The organism is Mycobacterium sp. PS03-16 (assembly GCF_004570325.1).
In the GTDB taxonomy this organism is placed as follows: Bacteria; Actinomycetota; Actinomycetes; order Mycobacteriales; family Mycobacteriaceae; genus Mycobacterium.
Window position 1 is genome coordinate 61,203 of the sequence record NZ_SPQO01000001.1, and the last position, 25,721, is coordinate 86,923.

30 protein-coding genes and 1 pseudogene are annotated in these 25,721 nt (G+C 64.4%); 19 read left to right on the forward strand and 12 right to left on the reverse strand.

The features are described from left to right. Position 1: 1 nt before the first annotated feature. On the reverse strand, positions 2-616 hold the full coding sequence (locus E4P42_RS00380) for a pyridoxamine 5'-phosphate oxidase family protein (protein ID WP_135122372.1): 615 nt from the start codon (positions 614-616) through the stop codon (positions 2-4). Positions 617-1,090: 474 nt separating this feature from the next. Between E4P42_RS00380 and E4P42_RS00390 the strand changes: the two genes are divergently transcribed. The 8 genes and pseudogenes from E4P42_RS00390 to E4P42_RS27650 all read left to right on the forward strand — a co-directional run bounded on the left by E4P42_RS00390 (position 1,091) and on the right by E4P42_RS27650 (position 8,236). After that, positions 1,091-2,506 (forward strand): recombinase family protein, encoded by a 1,416-nt coding sequence (locus E4P42_RS00390; protein ID WP_135122374.1) that lies wholly within the window; start codon positions 1,091-1,093, stop codon positions 2,504-2,506. Positions 2,507-2,749: 243 nt separating this feature from the next. Beyond that, entirely contained in the window at positions 2,750-2,962 is a 213-nt protein-coding gene (locus E4P42_RS27645; RefSeq protein WP_135122375.1) for a helix-turn-helix domain-containing protein, read from the forward strand. Positions 2,963-3,006: 44 nt separating this feature from the next. After that, positions 3,007-3,120, forward strand: a pseudogene (locus E4P42_RS27270) (hypothetical protein); the annotation flags it as partial. Positions 3,121-3,133: 13 nt separating this feature from the next. Beyond that, a complete protein-coding gene (locus tag E4P42_RS00400; RefSeq protein WP_135122376.1) occupies positions 3,134-3,895 on the forward strand; it encodes a hypothetical protein in 762 nt (253 codons plus the stop codon). 105 nt (positions 3,896-4,000) lie between these two features. After that, positions 4,001-6,406 carry a bifunctional DNA primase/polymerase gene (locus tag E4P42_RS00405; protein ID WP_135122377.1) on the forward strand — a complete coding sequence of 802 codons (2,406 nt, stop codon included), beginning with the start codon at positions 4,001-4,003 and terminating at the stop codon, positions 6,404-6,406. Between the two features lie 298 nt (positions 6,407-6,704). Continuing rightward, positions 6,705-7,388 carry a hypothetical protein gene (locus E4P42_RS00410; protein ID WP_135122378.1) on the forward strand — a complete coding sequence of 228 codons (684 nt, stop codon included), beginning with the start codon at positions 6,705-6,707 and terminating at the stop codon, positions 7,386-7,388. Beyond that, on the forward strand, positions 7,378-7,851 hold the full coding sequence (locus E4P42_RS00415; protein ID WP_135122379.1) for a hypothetical protein: 474 nt from the start codon (positions 7,378-7,380) through the stop codon (positions 7,849-7,851). Before E4P42_RS00410 ends, E4P42_RS00415 begins: the two co-directional genes overlap by 11 nt. Positions 7,852-7,858: 7 nt before the next feature. Then, entirely contained in the window at positions 7,859-8,236 is a 378-nt protein-coding gene (locus E4P42_RS27650) for an HNH endonuclease (RefSeq protein ID WP_371286969.1), read from the forward strand. Between the two features lie 194 nt (positions 8,237-8,430). Here E4P42_RS27650 and E4P42_RS00425 read toward each other — a convergent pair whose 3' ends face one another. After that, complete coding sequence (locus tag E4P42_RS00425) at positions 8,431-9,906, reverse strand: terminase TerL endonuclease subunit (RefSeq protein WP_135122381.1); 1,476 nt, start codon at positions 9,904-9,906, stop codon at positions 8,431-8,433. Between the two features lie 175 nt (positions 9,907-10,081). On the opposite strand from E4P42_RS00425, the gene E4P42_RS00430 reads away from it, so the two are divergent. From E4P42_RS00430 to E4P42_RS00455, 6 genes are all read left to right on the forward strand, one after another. After that, the gene (locus tag E4P42_RS00430) at positions 10,082-11,425 is read left to right on the forward strand and encodes a phage portal protein (protein ID WP_135122382.1); all 1,344 of its coding nucleotides are present in this window, start codon (positions 10,082-10,084) and stop codon (positions 11,423-11,425) included. Further along, on the forward strand, positions 11,418-11,981 hold the full coding sequence (locus tag E4P42_RS00435) for an HK97 family phage prohead protease (protein ID WP_167759295.1): 564 nt from the start codon (positions 11,418-11,420) through the stop codon (positions 11,979-11,981). The genes E4P42_RS00430 and E4P42_RS00435 overlap by 8 nt, the downstream gene beginning before the upstream one ends. Before the next feature lie 65 nt (positions 11,982-12,046). Then, positions 12,047-13,360 carry a phage major capsid protein gene (locus tag E4P42_RS00440; protein ID WP_135122384.1) on the forward strand — a complete coding sequence of 438 codons (1,314 nt, stop codon included), beginning with the start codon at positions 12,047-12,049 and terminating at the stop codon, positions 13,358-13,360. Positions 13,361-13,440: 80 nt separating this feature from the next. Next, on the forward strand, positions 13,441-13,629 hold the full coding sequence (locus tag E4P42_RS00445; protein WP_135122385.1) for a hypothetical protein: 189 nt from the start codon (positions 13,441-13,443) through the stop codon (positions 13,627-13,629). Positions 13,630-13,673: 44 nt separating this feature from the next. After that, a complete protein-coding gene (locus E4P42_RS00450) occupies positions 13,674-14,231 on the forward strand; it encodes a hypothetical protein (protein WP_245233821.1) in 558 nt (185 codons plus the stop codon). Positions 14,232-14,710: 479 nt separating this feature from the next. After that, complete coding sequence (locus tag E4P42_RS00455) at positions 14,711-15,184, forward strand: hypothetical protein (protein WP_135122387.1); 474 nt, start codon at positions 14,711-14,713, stop codon at positions 15,182-15,184. Positions 15,185-15,214: 30 nt separating this feature from the next. On the opposite strand, the gene E4P42_RS00460 is transcribed toward E4P42_RS00455, so the two are convergent. Then, a complete protein-coding gene (locus E4P42_RS00460) occupies positions 15,215-16,081 on the reverse strand; it encodes a hypothetical protein (protein WP_135122388.1) in 867 nt (288 codons plus the stop codon). Positions 16,082-16,333: 252 nt separating this feature from the next. Between E4P42_RS00460 and E4P42_RS00465 the strand changes: the two genes are divergently transcribed. Continuing rightward, entirely contained in the window at positions 16,334-17,170 is an 837-nt protein-coding gene (locus tag E4P42_RS00465) for a hypothetical protein (RefSeq protein ID WP_135122389.1), read from the forward strand. On the opposite strand, the gene E4P42_RS26840 is transcribed toward E4P42_RS00465, so the two are convergent. From E4P42_RS26840 to E4P42_RS27655, 3 genes are all read right to left on the reverse strand, one after another. Continuing rightward, the gene (locus E4P42_RS26840; protein ID WP_167759296.1) at positions 17,167-17,325 is read right to left on the reverse strand and encodes a hypothetical protein; all 159 of its coding nucleotides are present in this window, start codon (positions 17,323-17,325) and stop codon (positions 17,167-17,169) included. The genes E4P42_RS00465 and E4P42_RS26840 overlap by 4 nt on opposite strands. A gap of 65 nt (positions 17,326-17,390) precedes the next feature. Continuing rightward, positions 17,391-17,810 (reverse strand): HNH endonuclease signature motif containing protein, encoded by a 420-nt coding sequence (locus E4P42_RS00470; protein WP_245233822.1) that lies wholly within the window; start codon positions 17,808-17,810, stop codon positions 17,391-17,393. Between the two features lie 211 nt (positions 17,811-18,021). Continuing rightward, complete coding sequence (locus E4P42_RS27655; RefSeq protein ID WP_135122391.1) at positions 18,022-18,984, reverse strand: DUF222 domain-containing protein; 963 nt, start codon at positions 18,982-18,984, stop codon at positions 18,022-18,024. Between E4P42_RS27655 and E4P42_RS00480 the strand changes: the two genes are divergently transcribed. Continuing rightward, positions 18,878-19,219: a DUF3140 domain-containing protein gene (locus tag E4P42_RS00480; RefSeq protein ID WP_135122392.1), complete on the forward strand. Its 342-nt coding sequence runs from the start codon at positions 18,878-18,880 to the stop codon at positions 19,217-19,219. The two genes, E4P42_RS27655 and E4P42_RS00480, sit on opposite strands and share 107 nt — an antisense overlap. Positions 19,220-19,272: 53 nt before the next feature. Here E4P42_RS00480 and menE read toward each other — a convergent pair whose 3' ends face one another. Further along, complete coding sequence (menE, locus tag E4P42_RS00485) at positions 19,273-20,364, reverse strand: o-succinylbenzoate--CoA ligase (protein WP_256371136.1); 1,092 nt, start codon at positions 20,362-20,364, stop codon at positions 19,273-19,275. 47 nt (positions 20,365-20,411) lie between these two features. Next, positions 20,412-20,714, reverse strand: coding sequence for a DUF3349 domain-containing protein (locus E4P42_RS00490; protein WP_135122394.1), 303 nt, complete (start codon positions 20,712-20,714; stop codon positions 20,412-20,414). 210 nt (positions 20,715-20,924) lie between these two features. Here E4P42_RS00490 and E4P42_RS00495 point away from each other — a divergent pair, with 210 nt between their 5' ends. Genes E4P42_RS00495 through E4P42_RS00505 form a run of 3 tightly spaced genes read left to right on the forward strand, consistent with a single transcriptional unit; the run spans position 20,925 to position 22,784 of the window. Beyond that, positions 20,925-22,178: an inorganic phosphate transporter gene (locus E4P42_RS00495; RefSeq protein ID WP_135122395.1), complete on the forward strand. Its 1,254-nt coding sequence runs from the start codon at positions 20,925-20,927 to the stop codon at positions 22,176-22,178. 26 nt (positions 22,179-22,204) lie between these two features. Next, positions 22,205-22,471, forward strand: a complete 267-nt coding sequence (locus E4P42_RS00500) for a hypothetical protein (protein WP_135122396.1) — start codon at positions 22,205-22,207, stop codon at positions 22,469-22,471. 7 nt (positions 22,472-22,478) lie between these two features. Beyond that, positions 22,479-22,784, forward strand: a complete 306-nt coding sequence (locus tag E4P42_RS00505) for a DUF3349 domain-containing protein (RefSeq protein ID WP_135122397.1) — start codon at positions 22,479-22,481, stop codon at positions 22,782-22,784. Between the two features lies 1 nt (position 22,785). Here the strand turns inward: E4P42_RS00505 and E4P42_RS00510 are convergent, their stop codons facing one another. From E4P42_RS00510 to E4P42_RS00520, 4 genes are read right to left on the reverse strand one after another with little or no spacing between them, the layout of a single operon-like run. Then, positions 22,786-23,157, reverse strand: a complete 372-nt coding sequence (locus tag E4P42_RS00510; protein WP_135122398.1) for a VOC family protein — start codon at positions 23,155-23,157, stop codon at positions 22,786-22,788. Between the two features lie 18 nt (positions 23,158-23,175). Further along, positions 23,176-23,964, reverse strand: coding sequence for an ABC transporter permease (locus E4P42_RS26845; protein WP_245233823.1), 789 nt, complete (start codon positions 23,962-23,964; stop codon positions 23,176-23,178). Continuing rightward, on the reverse strand, positions 23,964-24,707 hold the full coding sequence (locus E4P42_RS26850; protein ID WP_167759298.1) for an ABC transporter permease: 744 nt from the start codon (positions 24,705-24,707) through the stop codon (positions 23,964-23,966). The genes E4P42_RS26845 and E4P42_RS26850 overlap by 1 nt, the downstream gene beginning before the upstream one ends. After that, positions 24,704-25,669, reverse strand: coding sequence for an ATP-binding cassette domain-containing protein (locus E4P42_RS00520; protein WP_371286970.1), 966 nt, complete (start codon positions 25,667-25,669; stop codon positions 24,704-24,706). The genes E4P42_RS26850 and E4P42_RS00520 overlap by 4 nt, the downstream gene beginning before the upstream one ends. Positions 25,670-25,721 lie beyond the last annotated feature (52 nt).

Here is a 25,721-nt window from a genome sequence, read left to right on the forward strand (position 1 = left end):
GTCAGTACAGCATCGAGCGCTGGTTCGCCTCGGTGTAGTAGGCGTCGAGTTCTTCGTCGGTGAGTGTCGGCTTGAAGCTCTTGGCCATCTGCGCGACGCTCGGCACCGCGGTGGGATCCCACGTCTCCGGCTGCCAGGCGTCGGAGCGCAGAAATGCCTTGGCGCAGTGGAAGAACACTTCCTCGACGGCGATCTCCAGCGCCAGGATGGGGCGCTTGCCCTTGACCGCCATCGCGTCGAAATAGTCGGCGTCGGCGAGGATCTGGCCGCGGCCGTTGATCCGCAGCGTGTCCCCGCGGCCCGGGATGACGAACAGCGTGCCGACACCGGGCCGCTCGAGCACGTTGAGGTAGCCGTCGACGCGCTTGTTGCCCGGCCGTTCGGGGATCGCGATGGTGTGTGCGTCGATGATGTGCACGAAGCCGGGCGGATCACCCTTCGGCGACACGTCGACGTTTCCCTGCGCGTCGGTGGTCGCGACGAACGCCAGCGGCGATGCGCGCAGCCAGTCCTGGTGTAGCGACGACAACCGCGGCGCGACCTTGTTGGCGACGAAGTCGTTCGGCTCACCGACGATGGCCCGCAGGTCTTCGACGGTGGTGATCTGACGGCGCATTCGCCCATCATGCCTGCCCGCGCCCGGCGACAGGGTCACACGGTGTGCCGATCGCGAGGGTGCATGCCGGTACTCGGCTCCGCCGGGAAGCGGAGCCGAGTCTGGCCGACCGGCGTCGACGTCAGAACGGTGGTGGGTTGGCGTCGTGGTGGGTGTGGTTGCGGTTGCGTTCCCAGGTGATGCGGTAGGCGCGGTCCTCGGCGCGGGTGCGTCGGCGGGTGGGCATGGCCAGGCCCCGCTCGGGGCTGAGCGCTGTGTGGGTGGTCGGGTGCTCGGGTGGGGGGAGGTCGTTGCTGGGGTGGGCGAGGTGGGGGAAGTAGAGGGCGCCGGCGGGGGTGGTGGTGTGGGTGCGGCCGGTGGGTGAGGTCCAGATGACGGTGCCGTCGGGCAGTTGGTGGTCGTGCCAGCCGGTGGGTCCGGTGTAGAAGGTTTTGAGCAGGTGGTGACAGCTACTGGCCGGAGTACGCTTTATTCATGGACGCCGCCGTATACCTTCGGATCAGTTCCGACCCCACCGGCCAGCAACTCGGTGTAGCAAGGCAACGTGAGGACTGCTTGGCACTGTGCGAAAAGCACGGCTGGACGCCCGTCGAGTACGTCGACAACGACATCAGCGCCAGCAGCCGAAAGCGTCGCCCCGCATACGAACGGATGCTGACCGATATCACCGAAGGCCGAATCGGTGCGGTTGTCGCGTGGGATTTGGACCGCCTTCACCGCCGTCCCATCGAACTCGAAGCGTTCATGGCGGCCGCCGACGAACACCGCACCGCCCTGGCGACCGTTTCGGGCGATATCGACCTGTCGACGGCCCAGGGACGGTTGACCGCACGGCTCAAAGGCAGCGTTGCGGCCCACGAAATCGAACACAAGCGCGCGCGACAGTTGCGCGCCGCTCAGCAGAAGGCCGAAAGCGGTCGCCCTCAATGGCGCAAAGCCTTCGGATACCAAGACACCGAGTCGGGACCGATTCCCGATCCAGTAATCGCCCCGCTGGTCAAGCGCGTCTACGCGCACGTGCTGGCTGGCGGATCGATCACCGATGGCGCAAGAATGCTCAACGCCGAAAGCGCCTTCGGGCTCAACGGCAAGCCGTGGACGGCATCCACACTGAGTCTGTTTTTACGATCTCCCCGCAATGCGGCGCTGCGGTCGCACAACGGTCAGATTCTCGACGGCGTGAAAGGGACATGGCCTGCGCTGGTTGATGAGGAAACATGGCGCGCGGTGCAAACCGTGCTGACAGCGCCGGGACGCGCGCCAGGGCGCAAGAGCGTGCGAAAGCACCTGCTGACCGGCGTTCTGCAATGCGGCAAGCCTAGTTGCGACGGCTACCTATCAGGCCAATGGGTTATGCAATCCCACCAGGGCGGGCCGAAGGCGCATTCGATCACGTATGGCTGTAAGAAGTGCCGTGGTGTATCGGTACGCGCAGAACACGTCGAGCCGTTGGTGTACGGCGTAGTGGCCGGTCGACTTGCCAGAACCGACGCCGCAGACCTGCTGCGCGATAGCGCCTTCGATCCCGAAGAGGCGAAACGAATCCACGACGAGAAGCAGTCGCTTTACGCGCAGATCCGCGCCGCCGAATCCGAGTACGACGAGGGCATCATCGACGGTCGTCGCTTGGCCGCGCGAAAAGAACGCGTCGCGCAGAAACTGGCCGACATCGAACGCCGGATGGCTGATGCGGACCGACTGCGGGTGTTCGACGGGTTGCCGTTGGGAACGCCCGAAGTCAACGAGAAGCTTTCGCAGTTGTCGCCGGATCGGCTACGCGCGGTGATTGATGTTCTCGTGGAGTTCACCGTCGCACCGGTCGGCAAGGGTTACAGGCCGAAAAGCGGAGACCGCTTCGATCCCGAACGGGTACGAATTCACTGGAAATGATGGCGAATCGTTTCCCATAATCCGAAACTATTAGTTTCCAAGAACCATTATCTTTGGCGTTGGGAATAGCCGTTCCGCCGCCCCGCATGTCGCCATTGCCTGAAATGACTCAATGGCCTAACGTGGAAGGTAGAAGGGGTTTTTTCCGAGTTCACCCACCCATAGACTCCGGCATGGCTGTTCTGTTTCAGCCGATCTATTCGACATGCCTCGAAATCGAAGGCTAGAACAGATTGGCTTTTCATGTCTGGAAACGACACCTCAACTCGGCCGGCCGATTACTGGTCGACTCAGCAGGCCGCTCAGTACCTCGGCGTTCCGGTTCGTAACGTCCGAAACGCGGTTGCGCGTGGATCACTACGCGCCTATCGGATCGGTGGTCTTTACAAGTTCGATCCCGCAGATGTTCGCGACTTCGTGAAACCCGTCAATCCGGACTGTGGCGGTGCAGCGTGATTAAGCGCGGCGGGAATCCGGCGAATCTGTCCGCTATCGACGCGTACATCGCTCGTGTTCTAGCTCAAGCGCCCCCACTCACGGACGAACAACGGACACGGTTGGCAGAACTACTGAGACCGTGCCGAACGCCGCGCCAAACCCATAACTCAGTCTGAAAGGGAACGTCCTATGTCCTCCATGTATGAGCCGCCAGCCGAAATCGCCCACCTGGTGCAGCGCTTCGAAGACAACGAACGTCGAACCGAAGCCAGCGCCGCGAATCTGACCGGTGGTCCGACACGGGTGTTGCCGTTCATCGTCGGTGCCGACCCACGAACGCGCCCGATCCCCCATGCGTTTCTAGAACGCTTCGAACCTGCTACCGCCGTCGTTCACGGCCAGGCGGGCGGCGCGGCGCTCACCATTCTCGCCACCAGTCGCCCTGGCGACTTGTGGATCGGTGACGACTTGCAGACCGCCGAAGTAGTGGCCGAACTGATCGCCGAAGATCTGCATTGCGACGTGCGGCTGCTCGATGGTGCCGACTTCGGGACGTGCGTCGACCGGCATCGCGAAGTCGCCAATCTGTACGCGTCGGTCAACGGTGCGAGCGGGCGACGAAACTACGTCGCTGAGCACTTCCATACGGTGCCGTTCGACCGGGGCGGGACGGTCGTGCTGTGTCGAGCCTGCGACTGGTGCTGGAACGCGTTGCTTCTCGGAATCGATTCAACCCGGTGCGGAGTGATCGAGTCGAACGACGACGGTTTCGGCTCGGTGGGCATGGCTCAGGTCGACCAGGCCGAATACCGTTGGGACACCGGTTACGTGCGTTCGGTGATCGATGAGTTCCGCGCGACGTTCGGTCGCAATCCGACGATTGCTGAGCTATCGGAAACGCTGATGGCAGTTGAGTTCGTGCCGCAGGCCGGCGAATCGAAAGAAGACTGAGCGCCAACAGCGGACACACGCCGACCCTCACAATGCAATCGCCCCGGTCAGGGCAAACGGTAGAACCTGACCGGGGCGCACAGACCGAATCTCGCAGGACGATCTATGAACAGCTTACCAAACGCATTGGACGTTTCCGGTCGCGAAAGCGGTTATGTGCCTGACATTTCTGTCGTCTCGCCGGGCGATATCGGTATGGCCGCAGCGCTCTACATCGAAGCCGGTCTATCCGTGCTGCCGGTCGCCATCGGCAAGCATCCCGGTTCCATCGTGGGCAGCAACTGGCCGTCGAAGTCGAGCCGCGAGGCGAAGACGGTTTGCGACTGGTGGACGGCGCACCCTGACGCCGGAATCGCCATCCATACCGGGGCGAGCGGGATAACCGCGTTCGATCTGGACATCGATGCCGAGACATTGCCAAGCGAACTGGAATGGCTCGATGCCGGTCGGTTCCAATCGTCACGGGGCGGGATCGGTGTACGCGGGCATTACGTGTTCCACACGGGGACCGAAGTGTTCACATCGGGAGACCTGAAGCTCTCCGATGGCAGAACGGTTGGCGACGTGCGCAGCGGTAACAGCGTGATCCTGGTCGACCCGTCACCGCACCCGAAGTCACACCAGGGCGGGGAGTATCAATGGCGGGCCAATGACGCCGGTGAGCCGTTCCCACCGCTGCCAGAGGCCGCACGCGCCTACCTGCGCCCACTGGGCACCCTGACGGCACGCGGCGGTCTGGCTGCCGCCGACGCAGCCGTGAGCGCTGCCCTGGCCGACTGGACGGGGTGTGAGCGACCGAAAGCACTCGACAACCTGACCGGCTCGATACGCCGTGCGCGTTCGGGTACCCGAAGCCGGACGCTCAACGCGCTACGGATCGCGGCCTGTGAATCGCGATTGGGTTTCTACCCGCTGGCCGATGCCGTCGAACGGATAAAGGTCGCCGCCATCGATTCGTACACCGCTCGCGGTGAGAGCTTCGAGGCGCACATGGGTGGGCACGAATTCGGGCGGTTGATTGGTAACGGTGTCGGCTATGCGAGTAGTCGCACTCTGGCCGATATCGACGCCGAAGCGCGACGGCTGTACGGCACCAGACACACCGACAACGTGATCGCGTTTCCGAGCAAGGCAGGTATCACGGTGCCAACCGGCGAGAAGCATTGCAAATCAATCGAAATGGAGTTCTGGGAGTCATCAGATCAGTTGCGAGACCTCCACCAGTTCGCCCGCGCGCGCATGGTGGGACCGTGGGCCATGCTCGGCAACGTGCTGGCTCGCGTCGTAGCTCACATCCCGCCGCACGTCGTGTTGCCCCCGACCATTGGAAGCCACGCGAGCCTGAATATTTTCGTCGCTCTTGTCGGTCGCAGCGGCGACACGAAATCGGTGTCCATGTCCGCCGCTGGAAACTGGGTCAAAATCGAGCCCGATTATCAGCCCTGCAAACCGGGTAGCGGAGAGGGATTGGCGAAGTGCTTCGCATATCGAACCAAAATGCCGAACAACGGCGGGTGGACTCAAGTCGGTAAGCAATGGTCGGTGCTGGCGAAGCTACCCGAAGTCGATACGCTGACCGCAAGTGCTGCCAGGGGTGGTGCAACGATCATGAGCACGCTTCGTGAAGGCTGGTCAGGCGAACGCATCGGCACCGACTACGCAGGCGAAGACAAGCAAATCGTGTTGCACGCCAACCGATATCGGCTATGTCTGGTCATGGGCGTGCAACCCAACCGATCCCGTGCGCTGTTCGATGACGCTGACGGCGGTACACCGCAACGGTTCCTTTGGTTGCCGTCTGATGATCCCGACATGCCAGATTCCGAACCGGATGAACCGCCCGTACTCGATCTCGGTCGCTGGGAGCGAGCGAATCCAATGGCGAATCTGGTCGGCGATGTCGACCTCATTCGTAACGGTCAGCTTGGCGACGTGGCTGATCCCGCTGATTTCGATGTACTCGCGATTCCCGATTCGGCACGCGATCAGATCAAGGCGACACGTCGTGCCGTAGCTCGCGGCGATCGGTCGGTGAATCCGCTTGACGGTCACAAGTTGTTGGTTCGGCTCAAGGTTGCCGCAGCGCTGATGGCGCTGGAAGGCCGACGCAAGACGATCACCGAATCGGACTGGGAGCGTGCCGGGACTGTCATGGCGGTTTCAGACCGCACGCGAAAGCAAGTGATCGAAAAGTTGCAAGCGCAGCGTTCCGAGGAGAACGAAGCGCGGGGCCGATTCGAAGGTGAACGCGCGGACGTAGCAGAACAGACGAGAGCAGAGCGCGCAATCCATCGTGTTTCGGAAAACATCGTGCGCATACTCCGAACGAAGTTCGACGGCAGTGCAGCGCGTGCGGAACTACGGACTAAGGTCGCGTATCGAGACCGCGAACACTATGACGACGCCGAAACGTATCTCGTTGAAGCACAACGGATTGAGAAGGCGAGATCAGACAACCACGGTCCCGATGGCTTCGTCCTGACGCTGCGCGACGACACAGCCAGCAAATGACCGCCGAAGGTTTGCCGGGCACCCTGTACAGGCTGTACACCCTGTACACGACCGTGCATCAATGGGTTAGGCCGAAATGCAAAAGACCAGGATAGATGGATTTATTCATAGGCCGTATATGCGTCAGAAACTGGATTCCGGAACCGACGTACAGGGTGTACAGGGTGTACAGCCTGATTTGCCCGAAGGGAGGTCGCGACAGCAAACAGCGAATCGCTGGCGAATCGCGCTGCGTCCAAACCGAAGACACGCCGACGCGCCGGTCGCCGCGTCAACGAATCTAGGGAACACTTGAACGATGAGCGTCGAAACGACCTCGGCCGCCGCCCTGGTGTCCGTCACCGACGATCAGGCCGACACACGACCGCGCCAGCGTCAAGCACGCACCACCAAGCAAGCGGCTGAACCGAGGGCGCTCACGCTGATCTGTGAGCGGTGCGAACGCCCGGTGCGGGGTGTGGGCGCAGGATTCGCCTACGTCGATCTGCGGGACGCTCAGGCGGTCGCCATGGGTCATCGACCACCTGGGGCTGAGGACGGCGGCAAGGCCGGCTGGTCGGTCGCCCACAAGGCGTGCGCGCCGGAAGCGACCGCGACGATCAACCCGTACTTCCGTATGTGGGCAGAACGCGTCTCCACCACTGACGATCTGCTCGACGCCGTGGCCGATCTGAGTCGCCTGTCGTGGTTCGGCCACACCGACTGGGGCGGTCTGGTGCGTCGACTGCTGGCCGACACCGAACACGACCGCACGGAGGGGCCAGCGCAACGCGCACGGCAGGCCGCCGAACGGCGCGCAGGACAACTCGCTGCCGATGATCCCCGCCACGGAACGGTCAACGGCTACAACAATTACGGCTGCCGGTGCGAAGAGTGTCGGCTGGCGTTCTCCGACGCGCACGCCCGCAAGAAGGCGGCGAAGGCGGCGCTGAGCGCCGCACACAGCGACGATCACGGGTCAGGTGGGGTCGATGGACACTGAAGCGTTCCTGACAGCGCTCGCGGGCTATCTGGCCGGTGTGGGCCTGGCCCAGTGGTCAGCCGTGGGTGACTACCGCGACGATCCCGCGCTGCCAGCCATCCAGTTCGCACAAGCCGACGTACCCGACACCTTGTGTGTGCTCACCGTGACCGGCCGCAACGAAGCGTTACGTCAGTGGGACGTGGCATTCACGTTCCGCGCGACCGGTGTGAATCCCTTACCGGTCGAGAAGCTGGCCGACGCAGTGTCCGATCACTTTCGCATTGCGTTCGATCTCCGGTCTCAGGGCCAGTGGGTCGGCGGATCGATTCAGGTTATGCCAACGGTCGCGCTGCCTGGCGGGCTGACTCTGACCGAGGTGTCTCAGAAATTCCGTGGCACAGCGGAGTTGACATCCGCGGCTAAGCACAAAGGGTCACGGTTCGTCCGGTCGGACAGCTACCGGATGACGGTGCGTGGTTGAGCGCGTCATGTCGAGTGTGCGTAAGCCGTGTGTTGAGCCGGGATGTCCGAACTACGTCGAAACGACTGCTGTTTCGGCACGCCAGTCGGTCAAGCGGAATCGGTGCCGCGACCATCAACGCGCATTCGACCGGGCATACGACCGGGTGCGAGACGGTCGCCCGAATCGGGTCGCCCGAAACGACTCGGAGTATCGCGCGATTCGCAAACCGATAGGCCTACGGTGCGCGTTGCGGATCGCGGGTGTCTGCACCGGGTGGGCGACGACGTGGGACCACAAGACTCCGCTCGCCGCAGGCGGAACGCATCACCGTTCGAACCTCCAACCGGCCTGCGTTCCGTGCAACTCGTCAAAAGGCGCTCAGATCAGCACTCCGAAACCGTGAAAAGTTCGGACACTTGACATCCCATCGCCCCGCCATCCCCGGTTCCTTTTGCTTACAACGGCGGCGTTTCGGCGGATTGTGGCCGATCTCGGCTCAGACTGGCCGATTGCGGGCGCTGTATCGCGCACTGACGCGTGTTCTCGGTTACCGGGCTCCACGGGCTGGTCCTTCCGCGAGCGTCGGATACATCGGCGCTAGAGCACAATAAGCGGCGAACGCGCCTTCGGTTTCACTTGGGCGCGGTCGAACGCCATCATCAACGCGTACGCGCAGTCGATCTTGCCGCGCGACTTCTGCTTAGCCAGCGTGAATCCGCGTTCGTTGGATCGGACCACGGCGTTGAGAATCTGTTGGGCGTAAGTGGGATCGCCGTCGTGGGATAGCTCTCGGCGTTTGATCGCTTCGTACAGGTTTCCGAACGCCGGGGTGCAGCGTTCTAGAGTCTGCGGGAACTCGACCATCGGTATGCCCTCGTCAGCCAGTTGCTGCGCGGGAAGCTCGAACAGTCTCGGATCGAAGGCGACCTCTACCAGTTCGTATCGGGTGTCGAGTTCCCGAATGAAAGCCATGATGTCGCTGACATCGATAGCGCCGTCAGCGGTCGGCATCCAGATCTTGGCTTGGGTGTGAAGCTGGCCGGTGGGGCGACGTTGGGCGATGATCAGCGCCGTCGAGTCACGTTTGAGTCCGACGTCTAGACCCACCCATGTCGGCGCGCCGTCACGCAACCGGTATGGATTGGCGAGCGTGTCCCAGATCCGCCGGCCGTCTGATCCCAGCCAGGAATCGATTCCGTCACGCCACTGTCCGAGGTGAAACACGCGGAAGTGCGATTCAGGGCTCATTTCCACAGCCGTTTCCAGCGCGTCGATAGCCTGATACCCGGCAGCCAGCGCAGGGCACGCCTTATGCCAGGCGTTTCGGTCTCGCACGTCGCAGGTCTCTGGCGCGCTGTATTCGGTGAACGCAAAGCCTGGTGGTGTGCGTCCGTCGAGATAGGCCGAACGCAGATGCCACAACGCTGATCGTTCGCGATCCAGACCAGGGGTGCCGACGCCGCACACCAGTGACCGTGAACGTTTACCGGAGGCTAGAACCATTGCCGTCCAGCTTTCCAGCGGTTGGAAGCCGATCTCGTCGACGATTGCCAGTGTGGGATCGAGACCTTGCAACCCGTCAGGATCGTTGGCGATGGGAAAGCACGTCCCGCCGTTGTAGCCCACAGCGATACGTGTTGATCCGATTGCGGTGTAGGTGATCGAACGCTGCGACAGCAGTGGTTCTGCATCAACCATCTTCGCGGCGACATCGAACACCGACCGCTGCGCCTGGCCGACCGTGGTCGCCATGATCGGTACCTGCGGCTCACCGGTGTCATTGATGTCGAACGTGGCCCAGACCGCCAGGGCGGCGAGCTTGGTTGACTTGCCCTGTCCACGCGGCGTTTGAAGCACGCTCTGCCGGACGCCGGGGGCGAGGCTGTCAGCGATCCATTCCTGCTGGAACGGGGCTAGCCGCAGCGGTTGCCCGAAGCCGTAGCCTTTCGGCGCGCGGCAGTACGTCTCGATGAATCTGATGGCCCGTTCGGCGGGATCGGTCTCGGGCCAGTCATACCAGGGACCGGGTTCCAGGCTGCCGAATTTCGAGCGTGCATTTCCAGCGGTCGCCATTTCGCGTGTCTCCCTTTTCTCTGTCACCACATTCGCATATCGTGAATATCGGTGCCACAGGTGACACGGCCAAAAATGGCAGTTGGCGCCCACGTTGTCGAATAATCACTCTCGAATTGCAATCGCGTGAAGCGATATGAAATGCGATTTGGGATGGAAAAGGAAAGACGGTCTGATGGCCCGCTGGTGGCAGCGCAAGAGTCCTGCCGAGCAGCAACGCGCGCAGAGCTGGTCGGTCTCCGATCCCGCTATTGCTGAACTGTTCGGTCTCGGCACGCCCAATCTGACCGGTCAATCTGTAGGTGAGCAATCGGTGTTGGGACTGGCCGCTGTCTACCGTGCTGTCTCGCTCATCGCCGGAACTATCGCCAGTCTGCCGATGCGAACCATCGTGACCAACGCCGATGGAAGCACCACCCGCGCACGATCCTTTCTCGATACGCCCGGCGGGCCGACGGGGCCGACAGCGTTCGAATGGAAGGAAAGCGTTCTCGTTCATCTGCTGCTGCACGGCAACGCCTACTGCGCCCACATCTACGGCGGCGCAGGCCAGATCGTCGGACTGTTGCCGATCCATCCGAGTGCGGTCAGTGTCGAAATCGATGAGCGCACGGGGACACGGTTCTACACCGTTGCGCTTTCCGATGGAACTCGCCGACTGCTCGACGCAACGCAGTTGACGCACATCCCAGCACTGAGCACCGATGGTGTGGTCGGTCTGTCACCGATTGCGGTTGCGCGAAACATGTTCGGTACGTCGCTGGCGGGTGAGCGCGCCGCCGCGCGGATGTTCTCCAACGGTGCGATGGTCTCGGGAATCGTCACCCCCGAAGAGGATCTGACCGCCGACGAAGCAACGACGATCAAAAACGATCTACGCAACCGACTGCAAGGCACGGCCAATGCAGGCGATATCGCCGTCATCAATCGCAAATTGAAATTCACGCAGTGGAGCATGAATGCTGAAGACGCGCAATTCCTGCAATCGCGCGCCTTTCAAGTCGAAGAAATCGCACGGATTTATGGTGTTCCGCCGCACCTATTGATGCAGACCGAAAAGCAGACCAGTTGGGGAACCGGAGTTTCCGAACAGAACCGCGGATTCGCGCGATACACACTGGAACCGTGGACTACACGCGTGCAGGAACGGCTGTCGCGACTGCTGACCGGCAATCGGAAAGTCGAGTTCGACTACAGCGCGTTCGTGCAGCCATCTCCCGAGATCGAGATCCCGCTTCTGATCCAGCAGGTCGAATCCGGCTTGCTCACGGTCAACGAAGCGCGCAAGATTCGTAACCTTCCGCCGCTACCGGGAGGCAACATCGCAAGCGGAACCGATACGGCCGGCGAATCTGACGGTGGTACGCAAAGCATCGGCAGCGCCGATGATTTCGGGACCGTACCCGACGCTGGAACCCTGCGCGTCGCCAGCGACCCCCGCCACCCACCCGCCCTGGCGGCAGGATTCATGACGCCGCTAGTCCTGCCTCCGACGACCAATGGAGCACACCGTGAATGAGACCCGTTTCGGTGTCGAACTTCGCGCCGAAGTCAGCGGCAACAAACTCGTCGGACACGCGGCGGTGTTCGGTCAGTTCGCGACGCTGCCCGGCCATCTGGAAGCGTTGAGCCGCAGCGCATTCGACGCCGTACGCACCGATGCGAAGACCGACGTACGAGCACTCTACGAACACGACCCGTCCAAGCTGCTCGGGCGGCAGGCTTCCGGCACGCTGCGGTGGTCGGTCGACTCGGAGGGGCTGCCTTTCGAGGTCGACCTACCCGACACCACCCACGGGCGCGACGTGCGCGAGCTAGCCGCACGCGGTGACCTGACCGGCGCGAGCTTCGGCTTCGTGCCCGGTGCCGATGAGTGGGGCCATGTCGAAGGCCAGCAGGTCCGTACCCACACCTCGGTAGCTCGCCTGGTCGACCTGTCGGTGGTCGCCTTCCCGGCTTACACCGGAGCCACCGTGATGTTGCGGAGTCTCGACCGCGTGAAAGCCACTGTGGCAACGCCCGAATCAGCACGCTCACAACTGATTCGGACACGACATCGAATACTGCTGACATGAACTGCTCGACCACCGAAACCGCAGTCACACAACGCCATAGCTCCATTCGAAAGGAACCAGAATCCATGAATGCCACCGCACTCATCGACCGCCGCGACGACGTACTCACGATCAACGGCGTGCCGGTCGGGCCGTTGTTCGGCAGTGAGCCGAATCCCGCCGAGACCGATCCCGGCGCGCCTCCGGTCACCGTCGAAGAGATCCTGGCTGCGCTACAGAGCATCATCGACGCCGCTGAAGGTCGACCGCTCTCGGAAGACGAGATTAAGCGGTACGAAACGCTCGAAGGCCAACTCAGAACCGTTCAGCGCAGCGCCGAAATACGCTCGCGCCAAGCGGCATATACGACGCCGGTCCCGGGCGGTCTCGCGTCGGTGGTCCACACCGGCGCAGTGCGCCGTGACGACACGCTGGAACGCGCATTCGATCACTATCTGCGTACCGGTCGCGAAAACCAAGACATCACCGAACTGCGCGCACAGGGCACGTCGCCCGATACCGCTGGCGGATTCCTGGTGCCCGAAACGATGCGGCAGAAGCTGACCGAACGACTCAAGGCCTTCGGAGGCCTGGCGTCAGCAGTCGAGGAGATCGTCACCACCAGCGGTGAGCCGCTGCGCTGGCCGACGCTGGACGACACCGCAAACGTCGGTGTGATTACGCCGGAGAACACCGCACCCGCATCGGGCGGAGCAGACTTGGTGTTCGGTGAGAAGACACTCGGCGCGTTCAAGTACGTCGCACCGGGTGCGAACAATCTACCGCTGCGCGTATCGGTGGAACTGTTGCAAGACAGCGCATTCGATATCCAGGCGTTGGTGGAACGCAAGCTCGGTGAGCGCATCGGGCGCAGACAGGCACTCGATTGGGTGAGCGGTAACGGTACGACTGAGCCGTTCGGTATCGACACCGGAACCACGGTCGCGGTTGACACCTTCGATGCGGCCACGCCTACCTATGACGAGTTGGTCGACGCGGTTCATCAGGTCGACCCGGCTTACCGGGCGGCTGCGGTGTGGACCTTCAACGATCAGACGTTGGCCCAGATCGAACGCCTGGTGGATGGTTCGGGTCGACCGTTGCTCAACCCGGCTGCCGAGGGCATCTCTTCGGGACCGGCGAACACCACGCTTCTGGGATACCCGGTGATCATCGATCAGGCATGGCCGACCTATGCCGACGCGACCACCGGGCGATGGGGTGCGTTCGGTGATCTGCGAAGCGGATACGTCATCCGCCGCGTGAAGGATCTGACGCTGATCGTCAATCCGTACTCGCGCGCCAATGAGGGCCAGGTCGAGTACACCCTGTGGGCGCGCGCCGATGGCGTCCCACAAGACACCAACGCCTATCGCGTTCTGATCAACGAAACCGCGTAACGAATCTTCCTGGCGGCAGCGGGTTGGACCCACCGTTTCCCCGATCCGCTGCCGTCAGGGACCGAATCGAAAGGCTCACCATGGCTGACAAGCGCACCATCGCTGAACTGGCCCAAGACAAGGCGTATCTCGAAACGTGTCTGCGCGAGGTCAACGCCGAAATCGCGCGCCGCGCCGGTCAGACCGATCCGCCCGAATCAGAGTCAGACAACCGTGTCGAAACGGCCACCGATAGCGCGGTCGAGGGTCGAGAGCGGGCCACCGAGTGAGTTGGCAGCCGCCGTACGCCACCCCCGAAGAACTCGCCGCATATATGGGCGAATCAGCGGCCACCGACACCGCTGAATTGACCCTGGCAATCGAAGCGGCGTCACGGTCGGTGGATCGGGCGTGCGACAGGCAGTTCGGCCAACTCGACACACCCCAAGTGCGGTTCTACACCGCCCGATACGACCGAGATCGTCGTCGTTGGGAGATCCCCACCGACGACTTCGCCACAACTGTCGGTTTGGTTGTGGAATCCGCCGGCCTTGCCACCGGCGCTACAATCACCGGTGTTCTTCCGGCACCGATCAACGCCGTCGCGAACGGTTCGGTGTGGACATCGCTGGTCGTCAACGCCGACAGCAGCGTGATTCCGGACAGAACAGAAAACGGCGTGAAGGTCACCGCGCAGTTCGGTTGGCCCGAGATCCCGCCGACCATCAAACTGGCGACGCTCATTCAGGCGTCGCGGTTGTTCGCGCGTCGACACGCGCCGTTCGGTGTGGCCGGTAACCCCGAGGTCGGTCAAATGAGGCTGCTGGAAAGGCTCGACCCTGACCTCGCTGTGTCGGTGCGACCATTCGCACGTATCTGGGGCGCGGTCTGACATGGCCGTCCGTCGAGTCAAACTTTCCCGCACCCGCCCTGGCGGGCTGAGTCGTCGGTCTGCGCGCCAACAACCCAGAGACAGCCGTGGCCGGTTCGCCTCCACTGGGGCGGCTGGCGCACGTCGGGCCAACACTGACGACGAGCCGCAGAACAAGCGCACTCGACGCCGTGTGCTCGGCACTGCCGCAGTGGGAGTGGCGGTGGCCGGTGTAGCGGTCGCAGCGGGCCAAGCGCACCCGGCCAGCCGCACCCGCACTGCGTCGACGCGACGCCAGATCAGACGCACCCATGAGCGCCGGGTCTACGTTGACGCGGGCAAGATGGCGATGCATCGCAACTCCCGGTTCGATGTGGTTGCCGTCCATAAGGCCGCTCGCGCTGAGTCACGGGAAGTGACCAAGGGTTTCCACAAGCAGGCGAAAGCGGTACGTAAGTCGAAGCGCTCATCGGTGCGCAAAACGAGCGCAGCACGCAGACGTGGAATCCGTACCGTCAAACGGTTACGGAAGCGGTGAGCACCGCGTGATGCCGATAGCAATCTTCGAAGCCATCACCGCCCATCCTGACCTCAACGCACTCGGCATCACCCCCGCGACGGTGTTCGAAGCTGAGTCGCTGAACGCCGATAACAGGCCGAACGTCGATGCTCATTTCGTCACGGTTCGCTTCTTAGAGCAGACAATTTCGGCTGTTGTCAGGCGTGGCCCACGTGCGATGGAGGTCGCCGTCCACGTGGACTGGACGCTGACACGCGACTACACCGGCATCAATCGCATCTTGAATCGAGTTGACGCGGTTCTGGTGCCGTTCGAACAGGTGACCGGCAGTGACGGAATCCGAGTGGCGTGCATCCGACCGATGGGACGGTCTCGAAACCTCACCGATCCCGGCTGGCGCACGATCAGCCGCTACGCCACCTATTCGGTACTGACCGACGAGTCGGCGACGTGAGCATCGGCGTTGCGCGTCACAGTATCCGATCTATCGGGCAAGTTCCTCTAACGTCATCACTCCGACTTCGGCAACAATAACTGCTCTAAAAGCGAAGTCGAGTAATCGATCTGGATTCCCTTCGACCGCAACCGTGACGGTGCCAGTCGTTGGGTCCGGAGTCGGGTCTCGGACGATCAGAGTACTTCCAAGCGGCGCTGCCCACGGCCGCGCGTGTGCATAGCCGCTGAGCATCTGCCAGGTGTTGAGCAGTACCAATTCGGAATCCCAGCCGCCCGTACCTATTGCGGTTGTGAGCTTCCCAGCGGCTCTTACCATGTCCGTATCGCTAGTGGTCCGCTGACCGTAGGTCCGACGCGTGAATGGTATTGATGGAGCAAGACACGAATTCGCCTGTTGCACTATCCAATCGAGTCGTCGTTCGATGTCAGCTTCCCAAGCGTCGAAAGTCGCGGTCTCCGCAGCCGGTCGCTGCTGATGCATAGGCTCCGTCTTGGTGGTTTTCATCCAAGCTAGTTGGGACTTCAGGTCGTTGAACATGAACTCCATCGCTCGGCAACGACGTTCGTCCCGTGTACTGGCGCTGGCCATCCATAGGGCCGTCGCCGCCCCGGTGATCGCCGTTCGAATCATCGTGGCTTGAGCGTATGGGTGTGGCTTGTCCAGCGTCTTAAGTGTTAGCACTAAGCAACGTAGGTGGTCGAGTGCGCTAAGCAGGCATTGCGCAATATCTTGACTTAGTGTCCGGTGAATGGGGTGAAAGAACCGGTCGTCATCGAGGATCGCGGAAGGATCGGACACGCGAACAGATGTCAACCGTTCGATTGCGTGGCCGATGCGCTCGTTCAACCACTCGTAGCCCGTTTCGACAGTCGGTGATTTGTCCTCATCGCTCATGGCTAGACGGCCCCAACGCAGTCATCCGTGCACTCGGCCCCGACAGGGCTCTCTTTGATGAACTGTCCGCTCGGGCTAGTCCAGGTACGTATGGTCTGCTTAACCGGCTTTCCGCACTGCTTGCACGGTTCTGCTCTGGTGATGGTTCTGTCGCGTGTCGGCATGACTCAATTGTGAACCACGGATCTGACGTTAGTCCGCCTAGCTGTCGTCGCCACTTTTGTCGGAGTGTCCGGTTAACCTGATCCCCCTATGTACATGGTTCTTTCAAGTGTCGAAGGAGGCGGTTCCTTGCCACCGGTGATTATGGCCGCCCCAGCACCGAGTCCCGTTCCAGACTGGTTGCAGATCCTCGTCGCGGGGGGGTCGGCTCTGAGCTCCATAGGTGTTCTCGTAGCGCTGGCGACGTTCTTCGTTCAATTACGCAAGAATCGTCAAGAAAGGGCGGACCGAGACAAACAGCTAGCCGAATTGCAACGTGCTGAGAAGGATCGGATTGCGGCACAGGCCCGCAAAGTGGTTCCGGAGATCGCCAAATCTGTGTTATTCGGTAATGACGACATCTGGATGGCGCACGTTCAGAATGCCAGCGCCGGAGCTATCAACAATCTGAAGGTTGTTGTGGCAGCGTTTGACGGCAACAACCAAGAAGTTCCAGACGGATTCGTCAAAGCCACTGGAAAACTCGATATCTCCGGCAGTTTCCAACGCATTATCTCGGATGCTTTCAGCGGAAGTATCGGTGGCGCATTGGGCGGCCGGCTAGGCGGTGCGATGGACCCAAATCCTTTCGCTGGCCTGCTCGGACAACAGTTTGCGCCACAGAATCAATACCGTGACATGCTCGCGCAGCAGATTACGCCACAAGTTTCTAAAGCCATTCAGCAGGCTATGTTGGGTCAAATGCAAAAGGACTGGCCTCCGTCACTGGGGCCGAACGCGTCAGTCACTGTGGCTTACCGCGTTACGAGACCTGACTTGCGACTACAGATTGGAATCGGTTTCGAAGACGAAGCTGGTTACGAGTGGGAGCGCGTGAATCAGAATCAGCCGACGCTTGTTGAACGCGACCAGAACCAATCCAGCTAGTCGGAGGTGGAGCCAGCCGCCCGTTTCGCCATCGCCGCCGTGTCGATTTGCAGCAAAGTTGCGAGCGCCTTGCGTTGCTCTGCGGACAACGGTGGGGCAGCGTCCACCGCCCGCTGGACGTACTCATCGCGATCAGGGGTGTCGGGGTGCGACATGACGCCGACTGTACGCCAGTTTCCGCAGGTCAGGTGTACCGCAGTGTCAAACGTTCTTCACCCAATCACTTGTGGGTGCGGCAGAGCAGTTTGAGGTTGGCCGGGTGGGTGGGCCCGGCCGGCCAGCGGATGGTGTGGTCGATGTCGCAGGATTCGGCGGGGTGATCGCAGCCGGGGAAGCGGCAGGTCAGGTCGCGGGCGCGGATGCAGTCGGCCAGCGCTGCTGAGGGGCGGTAGTGGTCTTCGACGCCGAAGTCGGTGGGGAGTCGGAGGTGGCGGACGGCGGCGCGGGTGGCCAGGTCGCGTAGCGCCGCGGCGGGCAGCGCCCCGTACCCGGCCAGCAGGGCCGGGGTGGTGCCGGCGCCGTCGAGGGTCGACTGCGTCGGATACAGGTGAACGACACGCCGCCCACCGGTTGCGGCGGTAGTGGTGGCACCGGCCTGTTCGGCCGCTTCGGCGTCGTCGTTCGGCGGGTCGGGCAGCACATGAATGACGGTGTGAGCGCCCGAGGCAGGTGAAGCCGAGGTGGTCTCTGTGGCGGGGCAGTCGTGGGTGTCGCACAGACACGGCAGGGTCAGTCCGCCGTCGGCGAGGTGAACGGGTTGTCGGGGTGCAGCTTCGTCGAGGTGGCGGAGGACTCGCCGAAGGCCGTCGCGCAGGCAGGCGCGGGCAAGATCGGTATCGCCGAGTGGGCGGTCATCGTCGATCACGAAACCGCCACCGAGCTGCGGTGCGGCGCTGTGTGGTGGTGCGGGGATCGTGGCGGCACGCCGTGGCGGCCATGGCATTCAACCGGGCGTCGAGTGCGGCGGCCGCGGTGGCGCGCACCGACCCATAGATGTCGGTCATGCCGTTGATGTCGGGGGCGAACCCGATGTGGCGATCGACTTCGGCCTGCGTGGCCTGGCGCACCGCGTCGGGGTCGTGTTGCACGACGATCCAGTCGATCAGTTCGGCGACCCGCTCGCGGGAGCGGGCGTTCCAGTAGGGCGCCTGCTCGGCCAACAGCGCGTCGACCGCGGCCAGGGCGTCGGGGTCGACGAGCAGGCCGGTGCGGTAGACGCTGACGGTGATGATCCAGGGGTCGACCTCGCCGGCGGCGAATACCTCGGCCAGCCGCGGTAGCCGCTCGAGCAGGGTCACACCCTGGTTCATCTGCGAGGAGGCGCGTTGGCGGCTCCAGCCGAGTTGGGCGGCGATTTCGGCGGCGATGGCCTCCCAGTCATCGACACACCAGTTGCCGTGTTCATCTCCGGCGTCGGCGAGGCGCTGCTGGGTGAACCGGCCCATCGCCAGCAGTCGGCGCGCGGTGTCGCGGCGTTCGGCGCGTTGCGCGTCGCGCATCGCGTCGAGCAACCCACCCGCCCCGACTCCTTCGAACATGGTTTCGATCATGCCACCCGGGTACGACACGAGCCCTCCCCGAAGACCGCCCCGGCCAAGCCTGTGGACCAACTCGCCACTGGGGATGACTTTCAGGGCCAACCCGGGCCGACGAGAGCGCTTAGCGCCCCGGCAAGCCGGGTAGCCGTCCTCGAGGAGGTGAAGGGAAGTGACCCGACACGTCGAGGTCGATGACGACCTCTGGAACGAATTCCACCGCGTGGTGAACATGACCTCGCGCGAACTCATGGACTGGCTGCGCACCCGCGACGCCATGGAGACGAGCGAGGAACTGCCCGACCAGGCCGGCACCGAGACCGGCCGCAAGGTGCTCGACGTCTTGCAGAAGCGCCGGGTGGACCTGACCGCCGACGATGAGCACACGATGCGCCGGGTGGTGGAACGAGTACACGCCGAACGTGGCGTGGACATGGAACCTAAAGCGGGACAGGAGAACTGGCGACACCGTCTGATGTCCATCGGGCACGATCCGCTCAAACCGATCCCCTGAGCGCGCTCAGCTGAGTCGGCGCTGAGCGCGCTCAGCCACCGGCGACGCCGAGCTCAGCCGAACCTCGCGGTGAGCGCGCGGCGGTCCACCTTGCCGATACCCCGACGCGGGAGGTCGGTGACCACGTGCAGCTCCCGAGGCGCCGCGGTGGCATCGAGGGACGCAGCCACCCAATCCCGTAGCGAATCGAGCGTCGGCGCAGACGCATCCCCGGCCACCACCACCGCGGCGACCACCCGCTGACCGAGCCGGGAGTCGGGCACACCGAACACCGCGCATTCGGCCACAGAGGGGTGCCGGCCCAGCACCGCTTCGACCAGCGACGGCAGCACGGTCAGCCCGCCGGTGCTGATCGCGTCGTCCACCCGACCCAGCACGCGAAGCATGCCGCCGTCGTCCAGCGTGCCGATGTCATCGGTACGAAACCAGCCGGGTTCGGCGAACGGATCCGGCTGCACCGCATTGCGATAGCCCTTCGCCACCGTCGGTCCGCCCAGTACGATCCGGGCGTTGTCGAGGCGAATCCGCACCCCGTCCAGGGGCGCGCCGTCGTAGACGCACCCTCCGGCGGTCTCGCTCATCCCGTAGGTGCGCACCACCGAAACTCCGGCCGCTGAGGCCTTTTCGGCCAGACCGGCGGGCATCGGCCCCCCGCCGATCAGCACCGCATCCAAGCCGGCCAGCGCAGCAGAAGCAGCCGGATCCCGTAACGCCTTGTCCAGCTGCACGGCCACCAGCGACGCATACCTGCGCCCGGGACCCATGGCCGCGATCGCGGACACCAGTTCGGCGGGTTCGAAACTCGCGGCCACCGCGACCGGCGCTGTGCCCGCCACGGCGCTGCGCACCAGCACCTGCAGACCGGCGACGTGGTAGGCGGGCAGGGCGAGCAGCCAGCGTCCCTCCCCACCCAAACGGCGGTGCGTGGCGTGCGCGCTGGCGGTCAGTGCCGGCACGGTCAGCATCGCCCCCTTGGGCGTGCCGGTGGTGCCCGACGTCGAGACCACCACTGCCACATCGTCGTCGATGGGTTCCCCCGCGCGCAGTGCCGCGCTCAGGACTGCCCCCTGTTCGGGGTCGGCGGCCGGTGTGGGCAACAGCGCGGGACCCCGGCCGGCGAGCATGTCGTCGATGGCCGGCAGCACGTCGAGCGCCGCTGCGCCGGGCGGGACGGCGAGGGCGCGCAGGACGGCTATCCGTCCTCCCCGGTCTCACGCGGATCGTCGAGCGGCCAACCGTGGGTGGACAGCCGGGTCCGGACCCGCTCGATGTCCTCGGGACTGGGCAGTTCGTCGGTGATCGAGGTGATCAGCACGCCGATGTCGACGTCGTCGAACTCCCCGCGGTCGGTGAGCGCGCGGGCGACGGCGGCCACCTCGTCGTCGGTGAGCCGTCGGCGCAGCAGCGCCATCAGCGGCACCCGGTCCGGCCCGGGCACACCCTCCGGATATCCGGCGGTGACCCAGGCGACGATCCTGGTGAGAAACCGGTTCAAGTCGCCTCGATCCGCGTCGGGTGGCGGCGTGGCCACGGGTGGTTGGTCGATTCCGATGGTAGCGCCGGCGCGAATCTGGGAAGTAGCTGTATGTCGGGTCGATGTCGGCAATCTGAACATCGGTCGAAACTCTGGCGATCTTCGGCAAACGTGCTGATGAGAGCGTTGCCATGTCGCGCCGTCGATTAGCCGATTCGCTTGCGGCAACTGATGATTGCGGTCGCGAGCGCAGAGTTCATCATCCTGGTGCTGCTGATCGCGACGGCACTGGCTTTCGACTTCACCAACGGCTTCCACGACACCGGCAACGCGATGGCGACGTCCATCGCGACGCGGGCGCTGAAACCCAAGACCGCGGTGCTGCTCGCCGGGGTCCTCAACCTCGTCGGCGCCTTCCTGTCCGTGGAGGTGGCGGTCACCGTGACCACCTCGGTGCTCAACATCCAGGACAGCGAGACCGGGTCGCTACTGCCGACCATCGATGCCTCCACCGGGCTCACGATCATCTTCGCCGGCCTCATCGGCGGCATCCTGTGGAACCTGCTGACCTGGCTGTTCGGCATCCCGTCGAGTTCGTCGCACGCCCTGTTCGGCGGCCTCATCGGCGCCGGTCTGGCGGCCATCGGACTGGCCGGGGTCAACTGGTCCGGCGTGACGCAGAAGGTGCTGATCCCTGCCGTGGCCGCGCCGGTGATCGCGGGCATCGTCGCCGGTTGCGGGACCTGGCTGGTCTACCGCATCACCCGCACGGTGGCTCACGACCGTCGCGAACAGGGCTTCCGCTGGGGCCAGATCGCCACCGCCAGCCTGGTCGCGCTGTCGCACGGCACCAACGACGCCCAGAAGACGATGGGCGTGATCGCGCTGGCCCTCATCACCACCGGACACCTCAGCGGCAACGTCGCCGAGGACGGATTGCCGTTCTGGATCATCGCCAGTTGCGCGATCGCCATCGGCCTGGGCACCTATCTCGGGGGCTGGCGGGTGATCCGGACACTGGGCAAGGGCCTGGTGGAGATCGAATCGCCACAGGGGCTGGCGGCCGAGGCGTCATCCGCGGCCATCATCCTGAGCTCGAGCGCCGCCGGCATGGCGCTGTCGACCACCCACGTCGCCACCGGCTCGATCCTGGGCAGCGGCGTCGGCAAACCCGGTGCACAGGTGCGCTGGGCCGTGGCCGGGCGGATGGCGGTGGCCTGGCTGGTGACGCTACCCGCAGCGGGAATAATGGGCGCCCTTGCCTTTTCGATCTCCCACACCGTCGCCGGGCTCACCACGCAGCTCGTCGGTGACGGGCTGATCTTCCTGATCCTGGTCGGCCTGTCGTTCTACATGTGGTGGCGCGCCCAGCAGCAGAAGGTCGACCACAACAACGTCAACGCGGATTGGGACCACACCACCAACTCCGTGGTGCCGGCCGAGGTCCGTGACACCACGAAGTCCAAAGACGCCGCCGCCGTCTGACCCATCGACTACCGAAGGACGCGAACGTGGTTTACCTGGAGAGCATCCTGCGGGTACTGATCGTCGGGCTGGTGCTCGGCGCCGGCCTGCCCGCGGTCTTCGCCGTCGGGTTGGTGGCCTACTCGGCCGGTGCGGGCAATCCCGACGCCCACGCGCGCAACCCCGCACTCAAGTACCTCGGGGTGCTGCTGTTCGCGGTCGTGGCGGCGGTGATTCTGCTTGCCCTGCTGTGGATCACCCGCTCGACGATCGAGCACCACTTCGGCGTCAACCCGTTCTCCTTCATCGAGTGAGGTGACCATGACCGAAAACACCGGCGCGATGGACAAGGTGCTCAGCTGGCTGCATGACGGCTATCCCGACGGGGTGCCGCCGACCGACTACTTCCCGCTGCTGGCGCTGCTGAAGCGCTCGCTGTCCGAGGAGCAGGTCGTCAAGGCCGCGCAGTCGATCCTGCGTGCCACCGATGCGGACACCGTCACCGAGGACGAGATCCGCGCCGCGGTGCACGAGGTGATCGCCAAGGAACCCAATCCCGAGGAGATCCACCAGGTGGCCGCTCGACTGGCTTCGGTGGGCTGGCCGCTGGCCGCCCCCGCGCGCTGAGTCAGCCGCGAGTGTCGCGGCGCAGCGGATGGTCCTCGGGCACCTGCACGAAGATCAGCGTGACACCGTCGGGGTCGGTCACGTGCATCTCGTGCAGGCCCCACGGCTCCTGCCGCGCCTCGCGGGCGATGTCAACGCCGCGGCCACGCAATTCGTCCTGCACGGCGTGGATGTCGCGCACCTGCAGCCAGATCGACCCACCGGCGTCGGGCCCGCCGTGCGCGGCGAGTTCGATCAGCGACTGCCCGGCATAGAACACCGTGCCGCCGCCGTATTCGCGGGCGACGGCCAAGCCGATCCCGTCACGGTAGAACCGCAGTGACCGCTGGTAGTCCGCCGGCCGGAGCAGCAGCCGGCTGGCCAGGATCTCCATGGCTCGTGTCTATCACTGCTACGTGCCCGACTCGGCGGCGACACGGTAATTGCGCACGCCGATGGGGCCGAACACTGCCAGCAGCCCGCCCACCCACGCCAGTGTCTGCAGGACCGGCACCAGCACCGGACCGCCTTCGGCCAGTCCGCGCATCGCCTCGATCGCCGGTGACATCGGCTGCGCCCGCACCACATGCTGCAGCCATTCGGGGAACACCTCGACCGGCACCATGCCGGTGTTGAAGAACAGCAGCAGGAAGCACACCGTCGACAACCCAAGCACGATGTTCTTGCCGTTGGCCAGCACCCCGACCGCCACGATCACCGTCGCGAAACCCACCACCATCAGCACCGGGACGAACACGAAAGCGATTGTGGCCAAACAACCCTGGGTGAACCGCAGGCCGAGCGCCACTCCGACACCGGTGATGATGACCGAACCGGCCAGCGCGCGCGCCGCCTCGGCGGTCAGCCGGCCGATCAGCGCACTGGCCCGGTGGACCGGCAGCGTCCACAGCCGGCTCAACAGTCCCGACTCGCGCTCGACAGGCAGCGCCACACCGGTGCCCAGCGCGCCGAACAGCGCACCGGCGATCGCGCACATCGGCACCAGCCCGTAGAGGCTGTCGTCGCCGGTCAACTCGCGGATCGATTCGCTGAGCACCAGTTTGTAGACCACCAGCAGGAAAGTGGGGAACACGAGCGACTGGATCAGCACCTCGGGTGCGCGGCCCCAGCCCATGAGCAGGCGCCGGGCGTGGAGCCTGGTCTCGGAGACCAGCGTCGAGTGCAGCGCAGCGTGCCTCACTAGCGCGTCCGCCGTTGCATCCGCAGCGCCACCGCCCCGAACACCGCCAGCAGACCCACACACCACGCGAGGCTCACCAGCAGGTGGTCGCGCCCGACGTCACCGACCGCGAGCCCGCGCAGGGTCTCGGAGATCTGCGACACCGGTTGGTTGCGCACGAACGGGCCCAGCCAGTCGGGGAACGCGTCGGCCGGGGCGATCCCCGTCGACAGCATCACCAGCAGCAGCTGCGGCACCAGCAGCGTCTGACCGGCCGCCTCCACGCTGCTCGCCACCGACCCGAATGCATCCGCCCCCAGCGACAGCGCCACCGACAGCACCAGCGCTATCCCGACGAACGCGACCGTGTCCAGCACCCCGCCGGAGAACCGGAAGTCGAACGCGTAGCCGGTGGCTATCGCGGCGGCCAGCGCGGCGACCGCGCGGATCAGCGCCGAGAGCATGCGCGCGGTCACCGGGACGACGGCCTCGATCGGCAACGAGCGCAGCCGAACCCCCATGCCGGTGAGGTGGTCGCGGGCGGCGCGGTCGGCCGACGACATCGCGGTGAAGATCATCGCCTGCACGACGATCACCGGCAGGATGTACTGCGGATAGCTCATCGCGCCGGTGTCGATGACCTTGCGCAGCGTGAGGTTGAAGCACAGGAAGAACGCGATCGGCCCGCCGATGGCGAACACGAGATCGCCGTCGCGCACCGTGCCCAGCATCGACCGCCGGGTCAGTACGGTCAGCGCGGTCATCCGGCCGCCTCACCCGAAACACCCACGGCCTCGCGGGCGGGCCCTTCACCGGTCAGCGCGAAGAACACCTCGTCGAGCGAGGGCTTGCGCAGCCCGATGTCGCTGACCTCGACGCCGAGCGCCTCCACCCGGCGGAACACCTCACCGAGGGTGGCCAGCCCGTCCGGCGCGGGCACCGACACCGTGCCCGCGGACTCGTCGGCGTCGGCGGTGGTGTCCGGGCCGCCGATCCCAGCCAGCGCATCGGCGACGCGGCGCAGATCGGCGGGGTGGACCGGGGTCACCTGGCAGTAGCTGCCGCCCACCTTCTGTTTGAGCGCGTCGGGGGTGCCGTCGGCGATGACGGTGCCGCGGTCGATGACGACGATCGACTCCGACAGCGCGTCGGCCTCCTCGAGGTACTGGGTGGTCAGGAGCACGCTGATGCCATGGTCGGTGAGCGTGGACACCAGCCCCCACACGTCCTTGCGGCTGCGCGGATCGAGCCCGGTGGTCGGCTCGTCGAGGAACACCACCTTCGGCGGCACCACCAGACCGCAGGCGATGTCGACGCGGCGGCGCATTCCGCCGGAGTAGGTGGAGACGCGGCGGTCGGCGGCGTCGGTGAGGTGGAAGCTCTCGAGCAGTTCGTCGGCTCGCGCGTCGGCTTTCTTGCGCGGCATCCCGCGCAGCTGCGCGAACAGCATGAGGTTCTCCCGGCCGGTGAGCACCTCGTCGACCGCGGCGTACTGCCCGGTCAGACCGATGCTCTTGCGGACGTCACGGGCCTGCCTGACCACGTCGAAACCCGCGACGCTGGCGCGGCCGGAGGTGGGCCGGATGAGCGTGGACAGGATGTTGATCGTGGTGGTCTTGCCGGCGCCGTTGGGGCCGAGAACCCCGAGCACCGAACCGGCCGGCATCGAGAAGGTGACCCCGCGCAGCGCCTCCTTGTCACCGAAGCGGCGCCTGACGCCCTCCATCTCGATCGCATACTCGACCACATCGCGAGTATGGCATGGCTAACCTAAGTCC